The following is a 14639-nucleotide window of genomic DNA, read 5'->3' as shown; positions in this document are numbered from 1 at the left end:
ACTTGGGGATCGTGGATCCCTTTTGGTACAAGGATGCGGTTATCTACCAGCTCCACGTGCGTTCCTTTTTTGACGCCAACGACGACGGCTACGGGGACTTTGAGGGCCTGAGGAGGAAGCTTGCCTACCTGGAGGCCCTGGGGGTCAACACCCTATGGCTCATGCCCTTCTTCCAGTCTCCCCTGCGGGACGACGGGTACGATATCTCGGACTACTACCAGATCCTTCCCGTCCACGGGACCCTGGAGGACTTCCAGCGCTTTCTGGACGAAGCCCACGAAAGGGGGATGCGGGTGATCGTTGAACTGGTTCTCAACCATACCTCCATCGACCACCCCTGGTTCCAGGAGGCCAGGAAGCCGGGTAGCCCTTTGCGGGACTTTTACGTGTGGAGCCACACCCCGGAGAAGTACCAGGGGGTTAGGGTCATCTTCCAGGACTTTGAGCCCAGCAACTGGACCTTCGACCCGGTGGCCGGGGCCTACTACTGGCACCGCTTCTACCACCACCAGCCCGACCTCAACTGGGATAACCCCGAGGTGGAAAGGGCCATGCACCAGGTGATGTTCTTCTGGGCCGACCTGGGGGTGGATGGCTTCCGTCTGGACGCCATCCCCTACCTCTACGAGCGGGAGGGGACCAGTTGCGAGAACCTGCCTGAGACCATCGAGGCGGTGAAGCGCCTGCGCAAGGCCTTAGAGGAGCGGTATGGCCCCGGCAAGGTCCTCTTGGCCGAGGCCAACATGTGGCCCGAGGAAACCCTGCCCTACTTTGGCGAGGGGGATGGAGTGCACATGGCCTACAACTTCCCCCTGATGCCCCGGCTCTTCCTGGCCCTGCGCCGGGAGGACCGGGGGCCCATCGAGGCCATGCTTCAGGAGACGGAAGGCATACCCGAGGCTGCCCAGTGGGCCCTTTTCCTGCGCAACCACGACGAGCTGACCCTGGAGAAGGTCACGGAGGAGGAGCGGGAGTTCCTGTGGGAGGTCTATGCCCCCGATCCCCGGTACCGGATCAACCTGGGGATCCGCCGCCGCCTCATGCCCCTTCTGGGCGGGGATAGGCGCCGCTTTGAGCTTCTCCACGCCCTCCTTTTCACCCTCAAGGGAAGCCCCATCCTCTACTACGGGGACGAGATCGGCATGGGGGATAACCCCTTCCTAGGGGACCGCAACGGGGTAAGGACCCCCATGCAGTGGTCGGCGGACCGGAATGCGGGCTTTTCCCGCGCTCCCTACCATCGCCTCTTTCTGCCTCCGGTGAGCGAGGGGCCTTACAGCTACCAGTTTGTGAACGTGGAGGCCCAGCAGGAGAATCCCCACTCCCTTCTTAACTTCATCCGCCGCTTCCTAGGCATCCGCCACCGGTACGCCAAGATCTTCGGCCGGGGGGCTTTGCGCCTACTGCCTGTGACGAACCGGCGCATCCTGGCTTATGAGAGGGAGTATGAGGGGGAGAGGATCCTGGTGGTGGCGAACCTCTCCCGCTACACCCAGGCCTTTGACCTGCCCTTGGAGGGGTACGAGGGGCAGGTCCCGGTGGAGCTTTTTTCCCAGAACCCTTTTCCCCCGGTGGAGGGCCGCTACCGCCTGGCCTTGGGGCCCCACGGCTTCAGCCTCTTCGCCCTAAGGCCCAAAGAGGAGGTGGAACGCCTCTACCTTCCCGACTGGGCAGCATCCGGGGAGGATGCGGTGGAAGTCCTCCTGCCCTTCATCCCCCTTTCCGGGGGGGTGGAGAGCCTCTTCATAGATACCCTAGTGGACGAAACGGCCCGGGCCGCCTTTTTAAGGGCCTTGGGGGAGGCCCTTAAGGAACGGGCTTGGTTGGCCTCGAGGCCTGTAAGGGTGGAGCTTAAGGATGCCCTTCGTTTCCGGAAAGACCCCCCCTTGTACCTCACCCTCTTGCGCCTCGAGGGGGAGGGGGTAGTTCAAGAGGCCTTTTTGCCCATCGCCCTCCGCCCGGAAAGGGAGGGGCCTGGGGTTTTTGCCCAGGTGCGGGGCACGGGGGGTTACCTCTTTGAGCTTTCCCAGGACCCCGATTTCTACACCCTGCTCTTGAGGCGGCTTGCCCAGGGATTTGAGGGCCGAAGCCTCAGGGCCCACTACCGGGGCCGTTACCAGGGCCCGGTTCCCGAGGCCTTGGAACTCCTCCGCCCGGGTCTAGCGGCGGGGGAAGGGGTTTGGCTCCAGGTGGGGTTGGTCCAGGATGGCTGGCTGGACCGGACGGAGCGGCTTCTTTCCCACCTGGATCTCCCCTGGATCCTGAAGCCCGGGGGTGGGCTTTACTGGGAACGGGGCCGGGAGCGGCGGGTTCTTGCCCTTACCGGCACCCTGCCTTCCGGTCGGCCCCAAGAGGCGTTTGCCTACGCCTTAAGGCTGGCGGGAGAGGGCCTGGCCCGGCTACAGGACCATCCGGTGGGGCAAGGGGCCTTGGGTCTGATGGCGGATGCCCTCCGAGAGCTCGAGGCTCTGGTCCGGCTACTGGGGGTGCGGCTTGCCCTTCTGCACCGGGCCTTGCGGGAGGTAGAGGGGGAGGGGGATGGGGTACCCCTATTAAACCGCGGCCTGGGGGCTTTTGTGGAGGTGGAAGGGGAGGTTTTCCTTCTTGCCCTGGGAAAGGAAGCCCGGGGCCTGCCCCTTATGGACCTGGCCCGGCTGGCCTACGATCTGGAGCGGGCCCTTTACCTGGCTGCCGAGGAAGTAACCGAGGCGGAAAGCTGGGTGGACCCCGCTACGGACTTTCTGGAGGAGGCCCTTTTTCAGGCCTACCAGGAGGCGGCCCAAGAGGCTTTGGAGTCTCTGGAGCGGTTTCCCCAGGTCATGCTGGCCTTGGCCCAGGAGCAGGCCTTGCGGGAGGAGAAGCCAAGCCGGCAAGAGGTGCTTAAGCGCTGGCAAAGGAGGGTTGGGGACGGGAAGGGCTAGGGCCTTAGGACTGGCTTTGCTAAAATGAAAGTTCAGGGCAAGGCCGTCCGGCTAGGGATTCGGGCGGCTAGCCGGTTCCCGTATCCACCAGACAAAAGGAGGGTTGGGCCATGCGGATCGCTCAGATTGCGCCGCTTTACGAGGCTGTTCCACCCAAGTTTTATGGCGGAACGGAGCGGGTAGTGCATGCCCTGGTGGAGGAACTGGTGCGCCGCGGGCATGAGGTTACCCTCTTTGCCTCAGCGGACTCCCGCACCAGTGCCCGCCTGGTGCCTATGGCGGAGGGAGGGTTGCGCCTTACGGGGGCCAGGGATGGTCTGGCCCTCCACATGGCCATGTTGGAGGAGGTCTACTTGGAGACGGACCGTTTTGACATCATTCACTCCCACGTGGATGACCTTGCCTTTCCCTTCGCCCGCCACAGCTCAACCCCTACCCTGACCACCCTCCACGGCCGCTTGGACTTGCCGGAGGGCTTGCGCCCCAGGACTGACCTCTAGGGCTCTATTTCCAGTTCCCCCCTTTCCGCTTGAAACCCCACCTCCTTGTGGGTTCCGTCGCAGAAGGGCTTGTTCCGGGAATGGCCGCAGCGGCAAAGGGCCAGCTTGGCCCTTTCCAGGCGCCTTTCTTCCCCGTTGAGCCGGAAGGGAGTTCCTTCGGGCAAGTCCAACACGTAGGGCCCATCCTGGCGGAAGCGAAGCTTCATGCCCTCAGGATACCGGGGATAAAGTGGAGGTATGCTTTGCCCGCAGAATGGAAAGGTAGGCCTCGAGGTGCCCTTGAAGACGGTGAAGAACTTCCTCACGGGGAAGGCCCTGGCGCGAATGGACCCGGCTAGCCCCCACTACCTTTGCCAGGATCCCGCTTGCCCGGTGGTCTACTACGGCCAGGAGGGGGTATTTCTCCGGGAAGAGGTGCGCTTCCCCATCTACGATAAGGGAGCCTCCCTTGTCTGCTACTGCTTCGACTGGACCCGGGAAGGGTTGGCAGAGGCCTTGCGCCAAGGACAGGACCCGGTGGCCCAGGTGGAAGAAGGGGTCAGGACCAAGCGATGCGCCTGTGATCAGCGCAACCCCAGGGGGCGTTGCTGCTTTTCTACCCTGAAGGCGGAGGTGGCCAGGCTTGCCTGAGGGCTTCCCGCAGGAATTGGAGGAAGCTTTCCAGAAGCGCCTGGCCCGGCTTGCGCCCCGGGACCCTTTGGTGCTGGCGGTTTCCGGGGGCGGGGATTCCGTGGCCCTGGCCCACCTGGTGAAGCGGGCTGGGCGGGAGGCGGTGGTGGCCCATCTGGACCACGCCCTGCGCCCGGAAAGCAGGGAGGATAGGGCCTTTGTGAAGGCCCTGGCGGAAAGGCTTGGCTTTCCCTTTTATGCCGAGCGGGTGGAGGTGGCCAGGGTGGCCAGGGAACGGGGGGAGAACCTCGAGGCGGTGGCCCGGGAGATCCGCTACGCCTTCCTGCACCGGGTGGCCAAGGAGGTGAAGGCCAAGGCCATCCTCACCGCCCATACCCTGGACGACCAGGCGGAAACCGTGCTCCTCAAACTCCTTCAGGGCACGGCCCGGGGCCTGGGTATCCGGGAAAAGGAGGGGCTTGTGGTCCGCCCCCTTCTGGCCTTTCGCCGCGAGGAGTTAAGGGCCTACCTCAAGGCCCTGGGGGAAGCGTGGCGGGAGGATTCCTCCAACCAGGACCTTTCCCGGGATCGCAACTACCTGAGGCTTAAGGTGCTTCCCCTTGTGGAGGAGCGGTTTCCTGGGGCCAAGGAGGCGCTTTCCCGCTTTGCCCAGGTGCGGATGGAGGAGGAGGCTCACCTGGAGAAGGAGGCCAAAGCCCGCCTCCTACCCGATCCCCGCTTCTTCGTGCCCGCCTACCGGGCGGTACCTCTTTTGGAGGCTCCTGGGGCCCTTAGACGGAGGGCTTTGCGCTGGATGCTGGAGGCCTTAGACCTCCGGCCTGAGGCCCGGCTTATCGCCCTTCTGGAGGAGGCTTTAGGGGGCAAGGTGGCCACCCTGCCCGGCGGCTACACGGCCAGGCGCAAAGGAGGTACCCTTTTTCTCCTTCCCCCCGCGCCCAGGCTGCCCCTTCCCCTCGGGTTCCGCCGCCCCTTGCCGGGAGACTACCTGGCCATGCCCTACGGGAGAAAGCGCCTGGTGGACTTTTTGGGGGAGAAAGGGGTACCTAAGGAGCTCAAGCCCCTTTGGCCGGTGAGGGCGGAGGGTAAGCGGGTGGTGGAGGTGCTGGGCTTCTATCCTCCCTCCGAGGAGGAGCGGTACATGGCCTTGGCCCTCGAGGAGGCCAGGCGGGCCTTCCAGGAGGGGGAGGTACCGGTGGGGGCGGTCTTGGTGGTGGGGGAAAGGGTGTACAGGGCTCACAATCAGGTGGAGGCTACCCGGGACCCCACGGCCCATGCGGAGATGCTCCTCCTTAGGGAGGTGGGCCGTGGGGCCCGGGGAGGAAGGCTTTACGTGACCCTGGAGCCGTGTCGCATGTGCCTTCATGCCCTGAAGGAGGCCGGGGTGGAGGTGGTCTACGGGGTGGAGAATCTGAAGGAGGGGGCCTTGACCCGGTTCGGCCAGGGGGAAGGCCTCAGGGGTGGCGTCCTGGAAGGGGAGTGTGCTAAGCTCCTAAAGGGTTTCTTCGCCCGGCTCAGGGAGGGGTGCCGGAGCGGTTGAACGGGCCGGTCTCGAAAACCGGTAGGCCCCGCAAGGGGTCTCGCGGGTTCGAATCCCGCCCCCTCCGCCAAAGGCGGCCTGCGGGCCGCTTTTATACCACCTGGAACCCACACCGCCCCCCCAGGATCCCCAGCGCCTCCAGGAGGGTTTCCGCCTCCTTCCTTTCCCCAGGGAACCCGGAAAGAAGCAGGTACAAAAGGGTGGCTAGCTCCCCAAGGACCAGGAAGCCGTACCGCCTTTTTTCCTCCTCCCAAACTGCCTCCATGCGCAGGTGGGCCATGCGCCAGGGAGCGGAAAGAAAATGGCCCTGTTGCAGGTCCGCCTCGGGTTCGCAGAGCCCGGGGTCGCCTTGGGTGAGAAGCCCCCGGCAGGCAAGCGGACGCCAGGGATAGACACCGCAGAGGCCCTCTTCCAGAAAGGGGCAGGGGGTGCGGGTTAGAAAGAACTGGCTTGGGAAATGAGGGTCGTTCTTGCCGTTCTTGAGAAGGGTAAGCCGCCTGGGGCCTTCCTTAAGGAGCCTGGAGCGCTGGGCCTCGTTGAGGTGGGGAAGAAGGGCTTCCCCTTCCAGGCGGGAAAGGGTCACCAGGCCATGACAGCAGGCAAAGCATCCCGCACGGCAGGAGGGGGTAATCTCTTTCCTGGCCAGGTAGTCGGCCAAGTCCGCTTCGAGGGCTAGCCAATGGACTTCCACCGGGTTCATCGGCGCAGGCGGTAGACACCCCTTCTGGGGTCGAAGGGACAGGCTCTCACGGCCACCTGGGGGCAGTGACGCCGGTACCGGGCCACCTCCTCTGCCAGGGCCTTGGGCAGGTGGCATCGGGGGCAACGGGTCTTGGGAGAGGCTTGCCGCAACCGGTAGGCGAGCAGCAGGGCCAGGCCCGAAAGGAAGAGAAGACCAAAAGCTTCCACAGGGGTTAGTGTAAGCTCTTCTTATGGCCAGTCTTGCGCCTTTCCTGCAAGCCCTAGAACCCGGGGTTTTCCCGGCCGTTTCCGCCTGGATCAAGGGCCTTAAGGAAGTGGAGCTCCACCTGGACCGCTGGGCCTTCGACCTTTCCGAGGAGGGTTTTTGGTGGCGGCCCAAGGAGGGGCTGAACCCCATCGGGGGCCTGGTGCGCCACATCACCGGAAGCTCCTTGCGGCTTCTTTCCTACGCCTTCCCCCAGGAGCTTCCCGACTGGGCCAGAAAGGGGCGGGAGTGGGAGCTAGGAGGGGAGCCCGAGGCCAAGGAGGTGGTGGAGGCCCGCTTCCGGGAGGCTTGGGCTAGGCTCCTTTCCGCCTTCCAGAGCCTGCGGGAGGAGGAGCTCGGCCAGGAGGTTCCGGTGGGTACCCAGGGTCTTAAGGCTCCCAGGGCTCATATCCTCCACCACCTGGTGGAGCATGCCCAGCACCATGCGGGACAGATCATCTACGCCCGCAAGCTCCTGGGCTGAGGACTCCTGTCCCCGGGGGATGGCTGTAAGCTGTTCCCATGGAACGCGTTGGCCTGCGCGCTTCTCCCAGGATTACCCTCGAGGCCCTCAAGGAGGCCCTGAAGGGGGTGCGTTTCCCCGAGGCCAAGGTCTATTTCCTCACCGACTGGCAGGACCGCCGGCACCAGGCCCGGTACGCCCTTCTCATCCACGGGGGTAAGAAGGACCTTCTCACCCCTGACGCCTTCGGCCCCGCCTTTCAGGGAGGGGAAGAGGCGCTTTCGGAACTGGTTAGCCTTTTGCTGGGGCTTGGGGCCAGGAAGTTCTACGAGGCGGTGGTTTCCCCAGGGGAGATGACCGCCCTCTTGGAACTGCCCCCGGAGGAACTCCTCCGCCGGGTGAACGCCATCGCCAACCCCGCCGACCCCGGCATTTACCTGAAACGGGCCGCCTAGCCATACAAGAGCTTTAGACGGGCAGCTTCCCCCGCCAGCTCGGGGAGGGCGTTTAGGTCTATTCCCGTGGCGTAGCCCTTTTCTTCCAAATAAGGGAGCACTTTTTCCGTGGGCAGGTTGCCCACCAGTTCGTCCCCGGCAAAGGGGCAGCCCCCCACCCCCGCCAAGGCCCCCTCCAGCCAGCGCACCCCCGCCCCCAGCACCGCCTCCACCTTGGCCAAGACCCCCTCGGGCCGGGCGTGGAGGTGGGCCCCCAGGCCTTCGGGGCCAAAGCGGGCCACGGCCTCCCCTAGCACCTCCTGGATACGGCTTGCCTCCGCCACCCCGTAGGTGTCCGCCAGGGCGATCTCCCGCACCCCCAGCGCCCGGAGCCTTCCGATGGCTTCCAGGACGGCCTCCAGGCTCCAGGGATCCCCGTAGGGGTTGCCGAAGGCCATGGAGAGGTAGACCACGAGGCCAAGCCTCCCCTCCGTGGCCCGCACCATCTCCGCCACCAGGGGCCAGGAGTCCTCAATGGAGCGGTTCGTGTTCTTGCGCTGGAAGGTTTCCGAGAGGGAGAAGGGGTAGCCCACGTGGGTGAGGTTTGGGGCCTTTAGCGCCCTTTCCAGGCCCTTTTCGTTGGCCACGATGGCCAAATAGGTGCGCCCTTCCGGGGGCGGCAAGGCGGCCAAGACCGCCTCCGCGTCCGCCATCTGGGGTACCCACTTGGGGGAGACGAAGCTGGTCAGGTCCAGATGGCGAAACCCCGCTTCCAGCAGTCGGTGTAAAAAGGCCACCTTTTCCTCGGTGGGGATGGGGCGGGAAAACCCTTGCCAGGCGTCCCTGGGGCACTCCACCCACTTCACCTTTTCCATGGACCCTCCTTTTGGCCTTTTGCCGGGGCCCCCACCCTGACGCTTCCAGGGTGGGGTGGCCTTAGACCTGGAACACCCCCACTCTAAAAGGCTCCCGCTCGGGGTTCAGGGCGCAGGCCTCGAGGGCCCGGATGAGCCACTTCCGGGTTTCGTGGGGGAAGATCACCCCGTCCACCCAGAGCCGGGCGGCGGCGTACCGGGGGTCCAGGGTTTCCTCGTAGCGGCCCTTGATGCGCTCGTAAAGCTCCTTTAGCTCCTCGTCCGAGGGTTCCTTCCCCTCCCGCCTGAGCTTTTCCACCTCCAGCTCCAAGAGGGTCTTGGCCGCCTGGGCCCCACCCATCACCGCGTACTTGGCGCTGGGCCAGGCGAAGAGGAAGCGGGGGGCGTAGGCCTTGCCCGCCAGGGCGTAGTTTCCCGCTCCGAAGGAGCCTCCCAGGATCAGGGTGATCTTGGGCACCACCGAGTTGCTCACGGCATTGACCAGTTTGGCTCCCCGGCGGATGATCCCCGCCTGCTCCGACTCCTTCCCCACCATGAAGCCTGTCACGTCCTGGAGGAAAAGGAGGGGGATGTTCATTTGGTTGACCTCGAGGATGAACCGGGCCGCTTTGTCCGCCGCCTCCGCGTAGATCACCCCACCCACCTCGATTCGTCCCTTCTTCTTCAGGATGAGGCGCTGGTTGCCCACGATGCCCACGGGGAAGCCCCCGATGCGGGCGAAGCCCGTGACCAGGGTCTCCCCGTACCCCCCCTTGTACTCCAGGAACTCCGAGCCGTCCACAAGGCGGGCGATCACCTCCCGAAGGTCGTAGGGGCGGCTGCCGTCGGGGGCGATGAGGCCGTAGAGGTCTTCGGCGGGGTAAAGGGGTTCCCTGGGTTCCTTGCGTCCTTCCGCCCAGGGGGCGAGCCTGGGGGGCGGGTAGAGGGCGATGAGCTTTCGGATCCTCTCGATGGCCGCTTCGTCGCTGGGTTCGTAAAAGTCCACGGTGCCCGAGACCTCAAAGTGCATGCGGGCCCCACCCAGCTCCTCGCTCGTCACCTCCTGCCCGATGGCCGCCTTTACCAGGGCTGGGCCCGCCAGGTAGAGGCCGCTTCCCTCGGTCATGATGAGGACGTCGGTCATGACGGGGAGGTAGGCGCCCCCGGCCACGCAGTTGCCCATGATGGCGGAGATCTGGGGGATGCCCAGGGCGGACATGCGGGCGTTGAGGTAGAAGATGCGGCCGAAGTCGTCCTGGTCCGGGAAGACCTCGTCCTGGAGGGGTAGGAAAACCCCGGCGGAGTCCACCAGGTACAGGGTGGGAATGCGGTTTTCCAGGGCCATGGTCTGGGCCCGGATCACCTTCTTGGCGGTGATGGGGAAAAAAGCTCCCGCCTTCACCGTGGCGTCGTTGGCGATGATCATCCAGGTCTGGCCCTGGATCTGCCCTAGGCCGGTGATGACCCCGCCTGCGGGGGCCCCGCCCCACTCCTCGTACATTCCCCACCCGGCAAAGGCCATGAGCTCGTAGAACTCCGTCCCCGGTTCCAAAAGCCTGGCGATCCGCTCCCGGGCGGTGAGGCGTCCCTTTTTGTGCTGCCGCTCTACGGCCTTGGGCCCGCCCCCTTGGCGCACCCGCTCCAAGCTTTCCCTGAAGTCCCGCACCAGGGCCACCCAGGCGTCCTTATTGGCTTTGTAGACGGGACCTTCCCGCTCCTCCGGGCGAAGCTTGCTCTCAAGGCGGCTCGTGGGCTGGCCTAGCATGGCTTTAGTATAACGTTTTTCTGCTTATCGGGGAAAAAGCGTAGCCCCCTCAGCGGGGCAGGGGGTTTGGGACAGGGCCTTTTGCCGCTGGGCCTGGCGCTTGGCCTCCCGGTCTGCCCGTTCGTTCTCCGGGTGGCCGCCATGCCCACGCACCCAATGGGCCACCACCCGGTGCCGTTTGAGCTCCAGCATAAGGGCTTCCCAGAGGTCGCGGTTTTCTATGGGCCTGCCGTCCGCCTTCCGCATTCCTCTTTTTTCCCAGGCGGGAAGCCACTCGTTTAAGGCCTTCACCAGGTACTGGCTGTCGGAGAAGAGGTGTACTTCACAGGGTTCCTTGAGCGCCCTAAGCCCGTGCAGCAAGGCGGTGAGCTCCATGCGGTTGTTGGTGGTGCAGGGCTCGCCTCCGGAAAGCATTCGTTCGTAGCCGCCGTAGCGCAAAAGCGCCGCCCACCCGCCAGGACCGGGGTTGCCCAGGCAGGCCCCGTCGGTGAAAAGCTCCACCCGCTTCACGACCAGGGGACGGGGCGGTCGGGGAAGGCCAGGGGGGCCTTGGCCTCCCCGGGAGGCACCAGCTCCCGCAGGCGGTAATGGCTTCCCTGGGGTTCGCGGTAGACCTCCAGGAGGTTTTCCTGGAGGTTCACGATCCAGACCTCGGGAAGGCCTGCCTCGGCGTAGAGGGCGAGCTTGGCCCGGTCGTGCTCCAGGCTGGTATCGGCCACCTCGATGAGGAGGAGGACGTCCTGGGGCTCGGGGAAGCGTTCCGCATAGGTTTCTAAAGGGGGCTTCAGCACCAGGAGGTCTGGTTCGGGCTCGGAATAGGGCGGGATGCGCAGGGGGGACTGCACGGTGACGACGGCCTCCTCCCCCAAAAGAGCCTGGAACTTTTTGTCCAGCCGAGCCACGGTAAAGACATGCCTAGGACCAATCGGGCTCATCTCGTAAATCTCCCCCTTGAGGAGCTCCAGGTGCTTTACCCCCTGGAAGAGGCGCTCAAACGCCTCTACCCCGAAGCGGTAGCGGGTGGCCATGCCCTCATTCTAGGCCCCAGATTCTGGCCGGGGCCAGCTCCACCAGGTTTCCCGCGGGGTCGCGGGTGTAAAGGCTTTTCCCCCTGGGCCAGTCCGCCCACCAGACGGGAAAGCCCGCTTCCCGGAGCTTTTCCGCCCAGCGGGGAAGCTCTTCCTCCTCCACCCGGAAGGCCACGTGGACGCTTCCCTTGGCCCCGTGGGGAGGTAAGGCCTGGTCCTTTTCCGTGTGTTCTGGGTTGAAGACCAGAAAGACCCCCTGCCCAGCCCGGAAAAAGGCGTGGCGCGGGGGCTGGTACTGGAAACAGGGGAGGCCCAGGACCCCCTCGTAAAAGGCCCGGGCCTTCTCCAGATCCTCGGCGTAGACGGCGGTTTCCAGGACCTCCACTACTTGAGCTTGGCGATGAGGTCGGCCACGGGGATGGCCTCGAGGGTGGTGGTCTTGACGCTTCCCCTGGCCGAGAGGTGGAGCATGGCCCGGGCTACGGCCAGGGCATCCTCCGCCTCCACGATGTTCACGAAGTCATAAGGGCCCAAGACCGCATACTGGGCCACCACCTTGACCCCAAAGTCGCGCTCCAGCTCCTGGTTCACCTCCTTGATGCGCTCAGGGTTTTTCACCAGGGTCTCGGCACCGTCGTCCGTGAGGGAGCTGAGGACGATAAAGGTGGGCATACCTTGCCTCCTTTCCCCTCCAGTCTAGCCGGGGCGGGGCTCCAGGTCCACCCCGGTAGTGCAGGTGGCTCACCCCCAGGTTGTGGGCCCGGCTGGCCCCGGCCATGGCGTAAGGCAGGCCCTCCACCAGCTCATGCTTGGTTGTAGACCGGGCTTCCCATGCCAGGTACTCTTCCAGGGAAAGGGGCTTTAGGGCCTTGGCGGGTTCGCCCATCACTCCCATTCTATGGTGGCGGGAGGCTTGGAGGTGAGGTCGTAGACCACCCGGCCGATCTCCGGCACCCGGCGGGTGATGCGCCTGGCCACCTCGTCCAAAAACTCCAGGGGGAGCCTGGCCCAGTCCGCGGTCATGAAGTCCTCGGTGGTCACAGCCCTTAAGGCCAGAACGTAGCCGTACTTCCGCTCGTCCCCTGCGACCCCTACGCTCCGCACAGGGGTGAGGACGGCCAGGGCCTGGGCCACCTGGCCGTAGAGGCCCCATTCCCGGAGGAGGCTTACGAAGATGTCGTCCGCCCGCCGGAGGATGGCGAGCTTTTCCTCCGTGACCTCCCCCAGCACGCGCACCGCCAGGCCCGGCCCCGGGAAGGGGTGGCGCAGGCGGATGGGGTCGGGGAGGCCGAGGAGGAGGGCTAGCTCCCGCACCTCGTCCTTGAAGAGGAGGCGGAAGGGCTCGAGGAGCTCAAACTGGAGGTCCTCGGGAAGGCCCCCCACGTTGTGGTGGCTCTTGATCTTGGCCGCCCCCCCTTCCCCGGCGGACTCGATGACGTCGGGGTAGAGGGTGCCCTGGGCCAGGAAGCGGAAAGGCCCCTTTTCCCGGGCCACCTGGCTGAAGACCTCCACGAACTCCCGACCGATAATCCGGCGCTTTTCCTCCGGGTCCTCCATCCCTTCAAGGGCCTTGAGGAAGCGCTCCTGGGCCTCCACCACCAGAAGGTTGACCCGAAGGGCCCTAAGGGCCCCCTCCACCTCCTCCCGTTCCCCCAGGCGCAGGAGGCCGTGGTCCACGAAGACCGCCAGGTGGTTCACCCGGGCCTTGGCCAAGAGGAGGGCCAGGGTGCTGGAGTCCACCCCGCCGGAAACCGCCAGCAAAACGCGGTCTTGTCCCACCCGCTCCCGCACCTCCTCCACCAGGCTTTCCAGCACGTGCTCCGGGGTCCAGTCCCGTTTTACTCCGGCGATCTCCAGGAAGTTTTCCAGGATTTGCATCCCTTTAGGAGTATGGGCCACCTCAGGGTGGAACTGGACGGCGAAGGTCTGGCCGTCGGGGGCTTCCATGGCCGCCACGGGGTTTTCCTCGGTTTCCGCCACCACCCGCCACCCGGGGGGAAGCTCGGTCACCGCGTCCTGGTGGCTCATCCAGACCTGGACCTCGCCCTCTAAGCCTTTGAAGAGGGGGCCTTGGTAGCGGGTGAGGAGGGCCTTGCCGTACTCTGCCCGTCCCGCGCGCTCCACCTTGCCCCCAAGCTCCTGGGCGAGAAGCTGCATCCCGTAGCAGATGCCTAAGGTGGGAAGGCCGAGGGTGAACACCCGGGGATCGGGACGGGGGGCATCGGGATCAAAGACGCTGTTGGGTCCGCCGGAGAGGATTAGGGCTTGGGGCTTGTGTCTAAGGATTTCCTCCAGGCTCGCCCGCCCCGGCAGGATCAGGGAAAAGACCCGAAGCTCACGGAGCCTTCTGGCGATGAGGCGGGTGTATTGGGAGCCGAAGTCCAGGACCAGGACCATGGAAGCCAGTCTAGCAGGGTAGGATAAACCCATGGCCGAGGTGGAAAGCTTTGCCCTGGACCACACGAAGGTGAAGGCTCCTTACGTCCGCCTGGCGGGGAGGAAAACGGTGGGGAGTGGCCTGGTGGAGAAGTATGACCTGCGCCTGGCCCAGCCCAACCGGGAAGCCCTGCCCACGGGGGCCTTGCACACCCTCGAGCACCTCTTGGCGGGGTACCTGCGGGACCACCTGGAAGGAGTCATCGACCTTTCCCCCATGGGGTGCCGCACGGGGTTTTACCTGGTGGTGGAAGGCCCTTTGGAGGAGGAAAGGGTTTTGTTGGCCTTTGAGCGGGCCTTAAGGGATGTTCTCCTGCACGAGGGACCCATTCCCGGGGCTAGCTTTAAGGAGTGCGGCAACTACCGGGACCACGACCTGCAAGGGGCCAAGGCCTGGGCGGAGAAGGTGCTGAGGGAAGGACTGAGGGTTCAGGCCACCCTTCCCCTGGAGGAAAGGTGATCGCCTTCTTTGCGGCGGAGCCCGAGGAAGCGGAGGCCTTAAGGGAGGCCTTGGACGCGAGGGAGGCCCTCGAGGCCCCCTTTCCCCTCCACCAGGCCCCCGGGGTGCTGGTGGCGGAAACCGGGGTAGGCAAGGTGGCGGCGGCCTCGGCCGTGGCCCATGTCCTTACCCGCTTTGCTCCCAGGGAAAGCTTTTTCCTGGGGGTAGCGGGGGGTCTGGACCCCTCCCTTCGTGCCCTGGACCTCCTTCTGGCCGAGAAGGCGGTGCAGTGGGATGTGGACCTGACCCCCTTTGGTCGGGAGCCAGGAGAGACGGCCTTTGGGGTACGGTTTTTCCCCTCGAACCCTGGCCTTCTGGCCCAGGCTGAGGTGACGGCTTCCGCCCTGGGCTTTCCCGCCCGGCGGGGGGTGGTGGCCACGGGGGACCGGTTTCTGGCGGACAGGGAGGAAGCCAGGAGGCTGGCCCGGCTCCACGGGGCCCAGGCGGTGGAGATGGAGGGGGCGGCGGCCCTCATGGTGGCCTGGCGCTTCCAGCATCCCATGGCCTTGATCCGTGCCGTGACCGATGGGGCGGGGGAGGAGGCGGCCAGGGACTTCCAGGCTTTTTTAAAGGAGGCCTCGAGGCGGCTTGGCCTCCTGGCCCAAGCCCTTTTGGCATACTGAAAG

Annotated in this window: 18 protein-coding genes, 1 tRNA gene and 1 pseudogene; 9 read left to right on the top strand and 11 right to left on the bottom strand. The window is 65.3% G+C overall.

Going from position 1 to position 14639, the window contains the following annotated elements; all coding sequences use genetic code 11:
* The first annotated feature begins 11 nt into the window (after positions 1-11).
* On the top strand, positions 12-2921 hold the full coding sequence (gene treS / locus EBI04_RS06155; RefSeq protein WP_135256734.1) for a maltose alpha-D-glucosyltransferase: 2910 nt from the start codon (positions 12-14) through the stop codon (positions 2919-2921).
* 110 nt (positions 2922-3031) lie between these two features.
* Entirely contained in the window at positions 3032-3421 is a 390-nt protein-coding gene (locus EBI04_RS06150) for a glycosyltransferase (protein ID WP_206202079.1), read from the top strand.
* Here the strand turns inward: EBI04_RS06150 and EBI04_RS06145 are convergent.
* Entirely contained in the window at positions 3418-3627 is a 210-nt protein-coding gene (locus tag EBI04_RS06145; RefSeq protein WP_135256733.1) for a CDGSH iron-sulfur domain-containing protein, read from the bottom strand. The two genes, EBI04_RS06150 and EBI04_RS06145, sit on opposite strands and share 4 nt — an antisense overlap.
* Positions 3628-3658: 31 nt before the next feature.
* On the opposite strand from EBI04_RS06145, the gene EBI04_RS06140 reads away from it, so the two are divergent.
* The 3 genes from EBI04_RS06140 to EBI04_RS06130 all read left to right on the top strand — a co-directional run bounded on the left by EBI04_RS06140 (position 3659) and on the right by EBI04_RS06130 (position 5658).
* Positions 3659-4051, top strand: coding sequence for a copper chaperone Copz family protein (locus EBI04_RS06140; RefSeq protein ID WP_135256732.1), 393 nt, complete (start codon positions 3659-3661; stop codon positions 4049-4051).
* On the top strand, positions 4044-5588 hold the full coding sequence (gene tilS, locus EBI04_RS06135; protein WP_167481900.1) for a tRNA lysidine(34) synthetase TilS: 1545 nt from the start codon (positions 4044-4046) through the stop codon (positions 5586-5588). Before EBI04_RS06140 ends, tilS begins: the two co-directional genes overlap by 8 nt.
* A tRNA-Ser gene (locus EBI04_RS06130) sits at positions 5567-5658 on the top strand. The genes tilS and EBI04_RS06130 overlap by 22 nt, the downstream gene beginning before the upstream one ends.
* Positions 5659-5679: 21 nt before the next feature.
* On the opposite strand, the gene EBI04_RS06125 is transcribed toward EBI04_RS06130, so the two are convergent.
* Together EBI04_RS06125 and EBI04_RS06120 are read right to left on the bottom strand one after the other, a co-directional pair.
* Complete coding sequence (locus tag EBI04_RS06125) at positions 5680-6288, bottom strand: YkgJ family cysteine cluster protein (protein WP_135256730.1); 609 nt, start codon at positions 6286-6288, stop codon at positions 5680-5682.
* Complete coding sequence (locus EBI04_RS06120) at positions 6285-6497, bottom strand: hypothetical protein (RefSeq protein ID WP_135256729.1); 213 nt, start codon at positions 6495-6497, stop codon at positions 6285-6287. The genes EBI04_RS06125 and EBI04_RS06120 overlap by 4 nt, the downstream gene beginning before the upstream one ends.
* Before the next feature lie 23 nt (positions 6498-6520).
* Here EBI04_RS06120 and EBI04_RS06115 point away from each other — a divergent pair, with 23 nt between their 5' ends.
* Together EBI04_RS06115 and EBI04_RS06110 are read left to right on the top strand one after the other, a co-directional pair.
* The gene (locus tag EBI04_RS06115; protein WP_135256728.1) at positions 6521-7018 is read left to right on the top strand and encodes a DinB family protein; all 498 of its coding nucleotides are present in this window, start codon (positions 6521-6523) and stop codon (positions 7016-7018) included.
* Positions 7019-7056: 38 nt separating this feature from the next.
* A complete protein-coding gene (locus EBI04_RS06110; protein ID WP_135256727.1) occupies positions 7057-7452 on the top strand; it encodes a DUF3197 domain-containing protein in 396 nt (131 codons plus the stop codon).
* On the opposite strand, the gene EBI04_RS06105 is transcribed toward EBI04_RS06110, so the two are convergent.
* The 8 genes and pseudogenes from EBI04_RS06105 to guaA all read right to left on the bottom strand — a co-directional run bounded on the left by EBI04_RS06105 (position 7449) and on the right by guaA (position 13475).
* Entirely contained in the window at positions 7449-8306 is an 858-nt protein-coding gene (locus EBI04_RS06105) for a hydroxymethylglutaryl-CoA lyase (RefSeq protein ID WP_135256726.1), read from the bottom strand. The two genes, EBI04_RS06110 and EBI04_RS06105, sit on opposite strands and share 4 nt — an antisense overlap.
* Before the next feature lie 61 nt (positions 8307-8367).
* Positions 8368-10050, bottom strand: a complete 1683-nt coding sequence (locus tag EBI04_RS06100) for an acyl-CoA carboxylase subunit beta (RefSeq protein WP_135256725.1) — start codon at positions 10048-10050, stop codon at positions 8368-8370.
* A gap of 24 nt (positions 10051-10074) precedes the next feature.
* Positions 10075-10560 carry a ribonuclease HI gene (gene rnhA, locus EBI04_RS06095; protein WP_135256724.1) on the bottom strand — a complete coding sequence of 162 codons (486 nt, stop codon included), beginning with the start codon at positions 10558-10560 and terminating at the stop codon, positions 10075-10077.
* The gene (locus EBI04_RS06090; RefSeq protein ID WP_135256723.1) at positions 10557-11078 is read right to left on the bottom strand and encodes a Uma2 family endonuclease; all 522 of its coding nucleotides are present in this window, start codon (positions 11076-11078) and stop codon (positions 10557-10559) included. Before EBI04_RS06090 ends, rnhA begins: the two co-directional genes overlap by 4 nt.
* 4 nt (positions 11079-11082) lie before the next feature.
* Positions 11083-11463: a VOC family protein gene (locus EBI04_RS06085; protein ID WP_135256722.1), complete on the bottom strand. Its 381-nt coding sequence runs from the start codon at positions 11461-11463 to the stop codon at positions 11083-11085.
* Positions 11463-11750, bottom strand: a complete 288-nt coding sequence (locus tag EBI04_RS06080; RefSeq protein ID WP_135256721.1) for a glutamine synthetase/cystathionine beta-lyase binding protein — start codon at positions 11748-11750, stop codon at positions 11463-11465. Before EBI04_RS06080 ends, EBI04_RS06085 begins: the two co-directional genes overlap by 1 nt.
* A gap of 43 nt (positions 11751-11793) precedes the next feature.
* Positions 11794-11964, bottom strand: a pseudogene (locus EBI04_RS13490) (Uma2 family endonuclease); the annotation flags it as partial.
* A complete protein-coding gene (gene guaA / locus EBI04_RS06070; protein WP_135256720.1) occupies positions 11964-13475 on the bottom strand; it encodes a glutamine-hydrolyzing GMP synthase in 1512 nt (503 codons plus the stop codon). The gene guaA and the pseudogene EBI04_RS13490, both read right to left, overlap by 1 nt.
* 31 nt (positions 13476-13506) lie before the next feature.
* On the opposite strand from guaA, the gene EBI04_RS06065 reads away from it, so the two are divergent.
* Both EBI04_RS06065 and mtnN read left to right on the top strand, forming a co-directional pair.
* A complete protein-coding gene (locus EBI04_RS06065) occupies positions 13507-13974 on the top strand; it encodes an S-ribosylhomocysteine lyase (protein ID WP_135256719.1) in 468 nt (155 codons plus the stop codon).
* On the top strand, positions 13971-14636 hold the full coding sequence (mtnN, locus tag EBI04_RS06060) for a 5'-methylthioadenosine/S-adenosylhomocysteine nucleosidase (RefSeq protein WP_135256718.1): 666 nt from the start codon (positions 13971-13973) through the stop codon (positions 14634-14636). The genes EBI04_RS06065 and mtnN overlap by 4 nt, the downstream gene beginning before the upstream one ends.
* Positions 14637-14639: the final 3 nt, after the last annotated feature.

Origin of the sequence: Thermus caldilimi, from assembly GCF_004684245.1 — a bacterium.
In the GTDB taxonomy this organism is placed as follows: domain Bacteria; phylum Deinococcota; class Deinococci; order Deinococcales; family Thermaceae; genus Thermus; species Thermus caldilimi.
Note: the sequence above shows the minus strand (reverse complement) of the source record. Positions and strands in the feature narration are given on the sequence as shown.